A 7,797-nucleotide genomic window follows, 5' to 3' on the forward strand; every position below is an offset into this window, starting at 1 on the left:
ATCCGTCCCGGGGGGGTCCGCCCCCCGCGCCCCCGCGCCATATCCCCGGCGCGCTCCCGACGCAGATCCACCCGCCCCGGGGTACCGCCGATGCCGACGGCGTCTTTCGGCGCGGCGGTCAGTGCCCGCCGCGCCGAGGCCAGCCAGGCCGTACGGGGGAAGGCGGCCGGGTCCGGCTTGCCCTGGACCAGGTCGTACGGGAGCGCTCGTACCGTGTCCCTCCGCGCCCCCTCCGGCTCCGGCACCGCGACGTGCTCGGCGACCCGTGTCCCCGATCCCTGCCGCGAGGACAGCCATCCTTCGGCGACCAGCTCCGCGTACGCGTCGGCGACGGTGTTGCGGGCGACGCCCAGATCGGCGGCGAGCGACCGGTAGGGCGGCAGGCGCGTCCCCGCGGCCAGCCGCCCGCTCCGTACCGCCTCGCGCAGCGCCCGGATGAGCACGGCCCTTCGGCTGCCGGCCCCGGTCAGCTCCAGATGCAGATCGACCCCGAGAACCTCGGCGACCTCGCTCCCCTCGCTCACGCGCCCACTCCGGCCGCGTCCAGGACGGCGGCCATGTCGCCTTCGGGGAGTGCGGAGGTGGCGGAGACTCCGCTCGGAGCCGATGAGTGCACGGCGACCATGAATTCCCTACCCCTGTGTCGTTCACCAGCCTGGTGGGCCACTCCTACGGCGCCTGGATCGCGCTTCGGTACGCCCTGAACGCCCCGGCCCGCGTCGACCGGCTCGTCCTCCTCGACCCCACGAACTGCTTCACCGGCTTCAGTCCGCGTTATCTGCTCCGGGCCCTTCCGATGCTGTTGCGCCCCACCCCTGCCCGGAACGCCGCGTTCCTGCGGTGGGAGACCGGCGGCGCGGAACTCGACCCGCGGTGGTGGCATCTGGCCGCACTGGCCGCGGACTTCCCGGCCGCCCGCCCGGTCGCCGGCCCGCGTCCCAGGCCCGCGCGGCTGCGCACCCTGAAGCCGCCGACGCTGCTCCTGCTCGCCGAGCGCAGTCGCGCCCACGACATCGCCGAGGTGGCGGCCCGGGCGCGGGCGGCCCTCCGCGACGTGGAGACGGCGACGCTGCCGAAGGCCACGCACCACACCCTGCCGGTGGGGTCCCCGCCGGAGACGTACGACCGCGTCGCGGGCTTTCTGGCGTCGGAGTGACGACGTCGGCGTGCGGCACATCGGCGAAGAGGGCAGCAGCAAGGCGTCAGGCATCAACTGGCGACGTCAGCGGGACAACGCGTCCCGCACCGCCTCCTCCGTCCGCCCCACGACGGCCGTGCCGTCCTCCGCCGTGATGATCGGCCGCTGGATGAGCTTGGGGTGCGCGGCGAGCGCCTCCACCCACCGGTCCCGGTTCGCCTCGTCGCGAGGCCAGTCCTTCAGGCCCAGCTCCTTGGCATCGGCCTCCCCGGTCCGCGTGATGTCCCACGGTTCGAGTCCGAGCCGCTGCAGAACGGCCCGGATCTCGTCCGGGTTCGGCACGTCCTCCAGGTAGCGGCGCACCGTGTATTCGGCGCCCTCCGCGTCGAGCAGACTGATCGCGCTGCGGCACTTGGAACAGGCGGGATTGATCCAGATCTCCATGCGCCACACGGTACCCCCTCCGCCCTGCTCCACCACCCCCCAAACCCTGTCTGGCCAGGGGCGATTGTCAGTGGGGCCGCCTAAAATAGGGGGTGAAGGTGAGGGTCCCGGGGAGGGCCCGCACCCAGTTTTCGCCAGGAGGTCGCCCATGGCTCTCGCCGTGATCCGGACACCGTCCCTCGAACCCTGGAAGCCCCTCCGGAAGAGGCCGCTCCCCGCGGGCCGTCCCCGCGAGTGGTACATCGCCCACAACCGCCGGCTGAAGGCCATGCGCCTCGCGATCGTCCTGCTCGACGCGGGTGTCCACGACCCCGCGAAGGCCGGCAACGCGAAGATACGCACCACGGCCGAACTGCTCGGCATCCACCCGCCGTCCGACACCACCTGCCGCATGGTCCGCGCCCTGATCCGCTACGGCCGCTGATCCGGCCGCACCACCCTGCCCGAACGGGCCGTCACCCCGACCCAGGGGCGGCGGCCCGTTCGCAACTCGACTGGTGGGAGGCCTACTTGGGGACGGGCGAGTGGACCTGCTGCCGGCCCTCCGCCGACCTCCCGCCGATATGATCTCCGCGTAGACGTAAGGCCGTTCGGGCCCGGGAGGGACGGCCGCCCGGGGCGACGGGGGACGAGGGGGCACACCGGTGGACAACGCCGTGGAGTTGGCGGACATCATCGCTCAGCTGCGCCACGACCTGAGCCGCGCCATGGCGGAGGGCGAAGGCACCGACCTGCGCTTCCAGGCGGAACAGATCGAGCTGGAGCTGACCGTGGGCGTGGAGCGGAGCCGGGAGCCCGGGGTGAAGGTCCGGTTCTGGGTGTTCGACGCCGGAGCCACCGCGCGCAAGGCGACCACCGACACCCAGCGGCTCACCCTGACCCTGAAGCCGGTACGACCCGACGCACCGGACCGCTCGGTCCTGATCTCCGGTGACGAACTGCTCGGTGAGGACTGATCGCACCATGCCCGAAACCAGCAGGCGCGCCGCCGGCGGACTCGACCCGCACCGAATCGCCGAGGTCATCGTCACCACGCCGGCCGGCCGCCGGCGCGGCTCGGGCTACCGGGTCACCGACACGACGGTGCTCACCGCCGCGCATGTCGTGACCGGCTCAGCCGGGACCCGGGTCCGTTTCGACGTGGACCGGCCCGGACAGTGGGAGGCACCGGCGGACGTGGCCTGGTACGACGCCGGCAGCGACGTGGCCGTCCTGACCTTCGCACCGCCGCCGGACGCCCCGGCCGTCGAGCCCGCGCCGTTCGGGCGCATCACCTCGGACCACCACGCCGTCGTCGCCGTCCACGCCGCGGGCTTCCCGCTGTGGAAGCAGCGCCGCCGACCGGACGGCGGACAGTTCCGGGAACTCCACCAGACCGACGGCACCGTCGCGGCCCTGTCCAACCTCAGGACGGGCACGCTGGAGATCACCGTCGCACCGGCCGGAGCCGACCCCAACCCCCAGGTGTCGCCGTGGTCGGGGATGTCGGGTGCGGCGGTGTGGGCCGGAGACCTCGTCGTCGGCGTGGTCGCCGAGCACCACCGCTGGGAAGGATCGGGGCGGCTGACCGCCGCCCGGATCGACCACGCGCTGCTCCCGCCCGGCGCACCGCCCCCGGCCGAGCCGGCCGCGCTGCTGGCCGTCGACGACCCCCGGGCGCTGCCCGAAGCGGGCACCGAACGGCCGGGCGCGCACGGACCGCACCAGGAGGAACCGGCCGCGAGCAGCACCCCGGCCCGGTCCAAGGTGATCGGGCTGCCGGTCGCCCACGGCATCGAGCTGTTCAAGAACCGCACCCGCGAACTCGACCTGATCGGCGGCCACCTCGGCGATCCCGCCATCCGCATGGTGACGGTCACAGGGCGCCGGGGCATGGGCAAGAGCGCGCTCGCCGCCAAGCTCATGGACCGCCTCGACCAGGGCGAATGGCCCGGCCACACCGGGGCGCCGCTCCCGTCGGGACTCGTCAACCTCAGCACACGTACGTCGGGCATCTCCCTGGAGCGCCTCTACTTCGACTGCGCCCAGCTGCTCGGCGGCGAACACGAGACCCACCTGCGCGAGGTCTGGGCCGCCCAGCTGCCCGTCCAGGACAAGCTCGACGAGCTGTTCGCAGCGATGGGCGACCGGCTGTTCGTCATCCTGATGGACAACTTCGAGGACCTCCTCCACGACGACGGCCGGATCCGGGACGAGGAGGTGGCGATCTTCCTCGACTGCCTCTTCCGGGCCAGATCCACCCCGCGCCTCCTGGTCACGACACAGGTACCGGTACGTCTGGCGCCCGAGCTGCGCCGTTTCGTCGCCCAGGTCGACCTCGCCGAGGGGCTGCACCCCGCCGAGTCCGTCGCGCTGCTGCGTGAACTGGACCGCGACGGCAGCCTCGGTGTCGCGCACCTGCCCGACCAGGAGCTGCTCCAGGCCGCCGTCCGTGTGCACGGCGTCCCCCGCGCCCTGGAGCTCCTGGTCGGTGCGATGGCCGACGACGACATGATGCTGCCCACCCTGCAGGACGTCCTGGCCGACTACGCCCAGCGCCGTGACGTGGTCGAGGGCCTCGTCCAGGACCGCCACCGCCAGCTCGACGCCGGCAGCCGTACGGTCGTCGGCGTCCTCGCCGCGCTGCGCACCCCCGTACCGCAGCCGGTGATCCGGACGATCGTCGGCGGTCTCGATCCCACGCTCGACATCGCGCGCATCCTGACCCACCTGGTACGGATCCACCTGCTGTCGGTGGACCGCAGGCACCGCACCTTCGCCCTGCACCCGATGGACGCCGACCTGGCGTACGGCGAGCTGCCCGTGGACGGACCGACGGGGCGCACGGCCGTCGAGCGCCGGATCGCCGACTGGTACGCGAACATCGCCCCGCCCCGTCCGGCCTGGCAGACCGCGGACGACGTCCGGCCGCTGCGCCGGCAGTTCGATCATCTGGTGCGCGCCGGTGACGTCGACGCCGCCGCGATGGTCCTCGGCGAGATGGGGGAGTGGCTGGTCTGGCAGGGCTCGGTGCTCGGGGTGATCTCGATGCACCTGGCCATCGACGGCCGCCTCACCGACGACCGGGCTCGACTCGCCCACCTCGGCTCGTTCGGGCATGCCCGGTTGACGGCCGGGCCGATCAAGGACGCCGTCGAGCTGTTCACCGAGACGGCCGCCCTGGCGGAGCGTGTCGGCGATCGCCGGGCCCTCCAGAACGCCCAGTTCGGTCTCGGCGACGCCTACCGGCAGCTGGGCCGTCTCGACACCGCGGTGGGCCCGCTGGCCCGGGCCGGCGAGTTGGCGCACGAGATCGGCGACACCGAGCGCGAGGTGCACGCGATCCTGTCCCTGAGCCTCGCGTACAGCTCCTTGGGCGACGGGGAGACCGCTCTCGCCAGTGCCGACCGGTTGAGTGCCCTCGGTCAGGCGTCCGGGGACCTGCTCACGCAGGCGCGGGCGGGGAACGCCCGGACGATCGCGCTACTGACGCTCAGCCGCTGGGAGGAGACGATCACCGCCGGCGACCTGGCAGTCCGCGCGTACCGGGCGTCGGGCATCCCGGAGGGGATCAACAACGCCCTGAACGCCCAGGGCATCGCCCTGCTGGCGCTGGACCGGGTGGACGAGGCGGTGACCATGCTGAAGGCGGCGCTCGACGAGGCACTGCTGACGGAGAACCCCCGCGCCGAAGGCGTCTGCCTCTGCAACCTCGCCTGGGCCCACTGGCGCGACGGACAGTACGCGCAGGCGGCCGAGACAGCCGAGCGGGCGGCGGTCTCGCTGGGGATCGCGGGTGCGGCGGAAGCGGTGGCGGCCCAGGCCCTCGCGGAGGCCGCCCGCGCCCGCGCCGTACCCCGCCCCCGGGCCGCCGCCGAAGCCCTGGTCCGCGCGGCCGACGCTCTGGGAGGCAACGTCGAGGTGGTCGGCCCGGCATGGCTCGTCGCCCAGGCGGACCTCCTCCGCGCGGACGGCTGACGCCCTCCGGCGGTCACCGGCCGACAACGGCGAGGGCCGCCACCCCGATTCCGGGGTGGCGGCCCAAGCCGTCGATCAGTCCGCGATGTCGGTCCGCGATCTAGAGGTCGAAGTAGAGCTCGAACTCGTGCGGGTGCGGGCGCAGCTGGATCGGGGCGATCTCGTTGGTGCGCTTGTAGTCGATCCAGGTCTCGATCAGGTCGGAGGTGAAGACACCGCCGGCCTGCAGGTACTCGTTGTCCGCCTCGAGGGCGTCCAGGACCGCCGGGAGGGAGGTCGGGACCTGCTGGACGTTCGCGTGCTCCTCGGGAGCCAGCTCGTACAGGTCCTTGTCGATCGGCTCGGCCGGCTCGATCTTGTTCTTGACGCCGTCGAGGCCCGCGAGGAGCAGCGCCGAGAAGGCGAGGTACGGGTTCGAGGACGGGTCCGGCGCGCGGAACTCGACGCGCTTGGCCTTCGGGTTCGAGCCCGTGATCGGGATACGCATGGCGGCGGAGCGGTTGCGCTGCGAGTACACCATGTTGACCGGGGCCTCGAAGCCCGGGACCAGGCGGTGGTACGAGTTCACCGTCGGGTTGGTGAAGGCGAGCAGCGACGGGGCGTGCTTGAGGATGCCGCCGATGTAGTAGCGGGCGGTGTCCGAGAGGCCCGCGTAGCCGGTCTCGTCGTAGAACAGCGGGTCGCCGTTGGCCCACAGCGACTGGTGGACGTGCATGCCCGAGCCGTTGTCGCCGAAGATCGGCTTCGGCATGAAGGTCGCGGTCTTGCCGTTGCGCCAGGCGACGTTCTTCACGATGTACTTGAAGAGCATCAGGTCGTCGGCCGCGGCGAGCAGCGTGTTGAACTTGTAGTTGATCTCGGCCTGGCCGGCGGTGCCGACCTCGTGGTGCTGGCGCTCGACCTGGAGGCCGACGTTCTCCAGCTCCAGGGAGATCTCCGCGCGCAGGTCGGCGAAGTGGTCGACCGGCGGGGCCGGGAAGTAGCCGCCCTTGTAGCGGACCTTGTAGCCACGGTTGTCCTCGACCGCACCGGTGTTCCAGGCGCCGGCCTCGGAGTCGATGTGGTAGAAGCCCTCGTTGGCGGTGGTGTTGAAGCGCACCGAGTCGAAGACGTAGAACTCGGCCTCGGGGCCGAAGTACGCGGTGTCGGCGATGCCGGTGGAGGCGAGGTACGCCTCGGCCTTCTTCGCGATGTTGCGCGGGTCACGGCTGTACTGCTCGCCCGTGATCGGGTCGTGGATGAAGAAGTTGATGTTCAGCGTCTTGTCGCGGCGGAACGGGTCCAGACGGGCCGTCGACAGGTCGGCGCGCAGCGCCATGTCGGACTCGTGGATGGCCTGGAAGCCGCGGATCGACGAGCCGTCGAAGGCGAGCTCCTCGGACGGGTCGAACGCCGTCGCCGGGATCGTGAAGTGCTGCATCACTCCCGGAAGGTCACAGAAACGGACGTCGACCATCTTGACGTCGTTGTCCTTGATGAACTTCTTGGCCTCGTCGGCGTTCTGGAACATCCAACTCCTCCTACTCCCGGCCCGGGGAGGGGCGGGGTTGCAGCTCGGTCGTGCGGCCAGTGCGGTGGCACACGCTGGACCCGACCATAGGCAGACGGGATTTCTCAAGCATGACCCATTTGTTTCGCCCAAGTTAACCGGGGCGGCCGCGCTCGGCATCGCGAAGCGCCGTCCGTTCCTCACTTCGACCCGGGCCGAAGTGATCAAAAACGGGCGCAGTACCGTGGACGCGTGGACAACAGGCAAGCAATGGGATCGTGGCTCTCGGGACCCCGCGCGGCGGCCGAGGACGCAGGCGTCGACTTCGGTTACCGGGGGGAGCAGCTCGGGCTTCCCGAGGAGGGGCCCGGCTCGATCGCCCGGCCCGGCCGCCGGATCGGCGCCCTCGCCGTCGACTGGGCTCTGTGCATGTTGATCGCATACGGCCTGATCACCGACGGCTACAGCCAGGCGACCGGCAACTGGGCTCTCATCATCCTGCTCGTCCTGAGCGTGCTCACGGTCGGCACCATCGGCTCCACTCCCGGTAAGCGGCTCTTCGGGCTGCGTGTCGCCTCGGTGAACGGCGGCCGGCTCGGCCTCCTCCGCGTCGTCGCCCGCAGCATTCTGGTCTGCCTCGCCATCCCGGCCCTCATCTGGGACCGCGACGGCCGCGGCCTTCACGACCGCCTCTCCGGTGCCGTACAGGTCCGGATCTGACACACGCAGGACGAAGAAGGGGCGCCCCGGAACCGATCGGTTCCGGGGC

General features: G+C 71.7%; 8 protein-coding genes. 5 read left to right on the forward strand and 3 right to left on the reverse strand.

All coding sequences use genetic code 11. The features are described from left to right. Positions 1-524 (reverse strand): GntR family transcriptional regulator (locus ACFC0D_RS37545; RefSeq protein ID WP_376446367.1); only part of this gene is annotated, 524 nt, incomplete at its 3' end. Between the two features lie 116 nt (positions 525-640). Between ACFC0D_RS37545 and ACFC0D_RS37550 the strand changes: the two genes are divergently transcribed. Beyond that, positions 641-1,156 carry an alpha/beta fold hydrolase gene (locus ACFC0D_RS37550; RefSeq protein WP_376446370.1) on the forward strand — a complete coding sequence of 172 codons (516 nt, stop codon included), beginning with the start codon at positions 641-643 and terminating at the stop codon, positions 1,154-1,156. 66 nt (positions 1,157-1,222) lie between these two features. On the opposite strand, the gene ACFC0D_RS37555 is transcribed toward ACFC0D_RS37550, so the two are convergent. Further along, the gene (locus tag ACFC0D_RS37555) at positions 1,223-1,582 is read right to left on the reverse strand and encodes an arsenate reductase family protein (protein WP_376446372.1); all 360 of its coding nucleotides are present in this window, start codon (positions 1,580-1,582) and stop codon (positions 1,223-1,225) included. 148 nt (positions 1,583-1,730) lie between these two features. Here ACFC0D_RS37555 and ACFC0D_RS37560 point away from each other — a divergent pair, with 148 nt between their 5' ends. The 3 genes from ACFC0D_RS37560 to ACFC0D_RS37570 all read left to right on the forward strand — a co-directional run bounded on the left by ACFC0D_RS37560 (position 1,731) and on the right by ACFC0D_RS37570 (position 5,539). Further along, positions 1,731-2,006, forward strand: a complete 276-nt coding sequence (locus ACFC0D_RS37560; RefSeq protein ID WP_376446375.1) for a hypothetical protein — start codon at positions 1,731-1,733, stop codon at positions 2,004-2,006. A gap of 220 nt (positions 2,007-2,226) precedes the next feature. Next, positions 2,227-2,538 carry a trypco2 family protein gene (locus tag ACFC0D_RS37565; protein WP_376446378.1) on the forward strand — a complete coding sequence of 104 codons (312 nt, stop codon included), beginning with the start codon at positions 2,227-2,229 and terminating at the stop codon, positions 2,536-2,538. 7 nt (positions 2,539-2,545) lie between these two features. Further along, on the forward strand, positions 2,546-5,539 hold the full coding sequence (locus ACFC0D_RS37570) for a trypsin-like peptidase domain-containing protein (protein WP_376446381.1): 2,994 nt from the start codon (positions 2,546-2,548) through the stop codon (positions 5,537-5,539). Positions 5,540-5,639: 100 nt separating this feature from the next. Here the strand turns inward: ACFC0D_RS37570 and glnA are convergent, their stop codons facing one another. Next, complete coding sequence (glnA, locus tag ACFC0D_RS37575; RefSeq protein ID WP_352191411.1) at positions 5,640-7,049, reverse strand: type I glutamate--ammonia ligase; 1,410 nt, start codon at positions 7,047-7,049, stop codon at positions 5,640-5,642. 231 nt (positions 7,050-7,280) lie between these two features. Here glnA and ACFC0D_RS37580 point away from each other — a divergent pair, with 231 nt between their 5' ends. Further along, the gene (locus tag ACFC0D_RS37580) at positions 7,281-7,748 is read left to right on the forward strand and encodes an RDD family protein (RefSeq protein ID WP_376446383.1); all 468 of its coding nucleotides are present in this window, start codon (positions 7,281-7,283) and stop codon (positions 7,746-7,748) included. Positions 7,749-7,797 lie beyond the last annotated feature (49 nt).

Source organism: Streptomyces sp. NPDC056222, assembly GCF_042264065.1.
In the GTDB taxonomy this organism is placed as follows: domain Bacteria; phylum Actinomycetota; class Actinomycetes; order Streptomycetales; family Streptomycetaceae; genus Streptomyces.

Bases quoted from the DNA above. Each gene is read 5' to 3' on its own strand.
- ACFC0D_RS37560 (WP_376446375.1), top strand. From the start codon at position 1,731: ATGGCTCTCGCCGTGATCCGGACACCGTCCCTCGAACCCTGGAAGCCC.
- ACFC0D_RS37570 (WP_376446381.1), top strand. From the start codon at position 2,546: ATGCCCGAAACCAGCAGGCGCGCCGCCGGCGGACTCGACCCGCACCGA.
- ACFC0D_RS37555 (WP_376446372.1), bottom strand. From the start codon at position 1,582: ATGGAGATCTGGATCAATCCCGCCTGTTCCAAGTGCCGCAGCGCGATC.
- glnA (WP_352191411.1), bottom strand. From the start codon at position 7,049: ATGTTCCAGAACGCCGACGAGGCCAAGAAGTTCATCAAGGACAACGAC.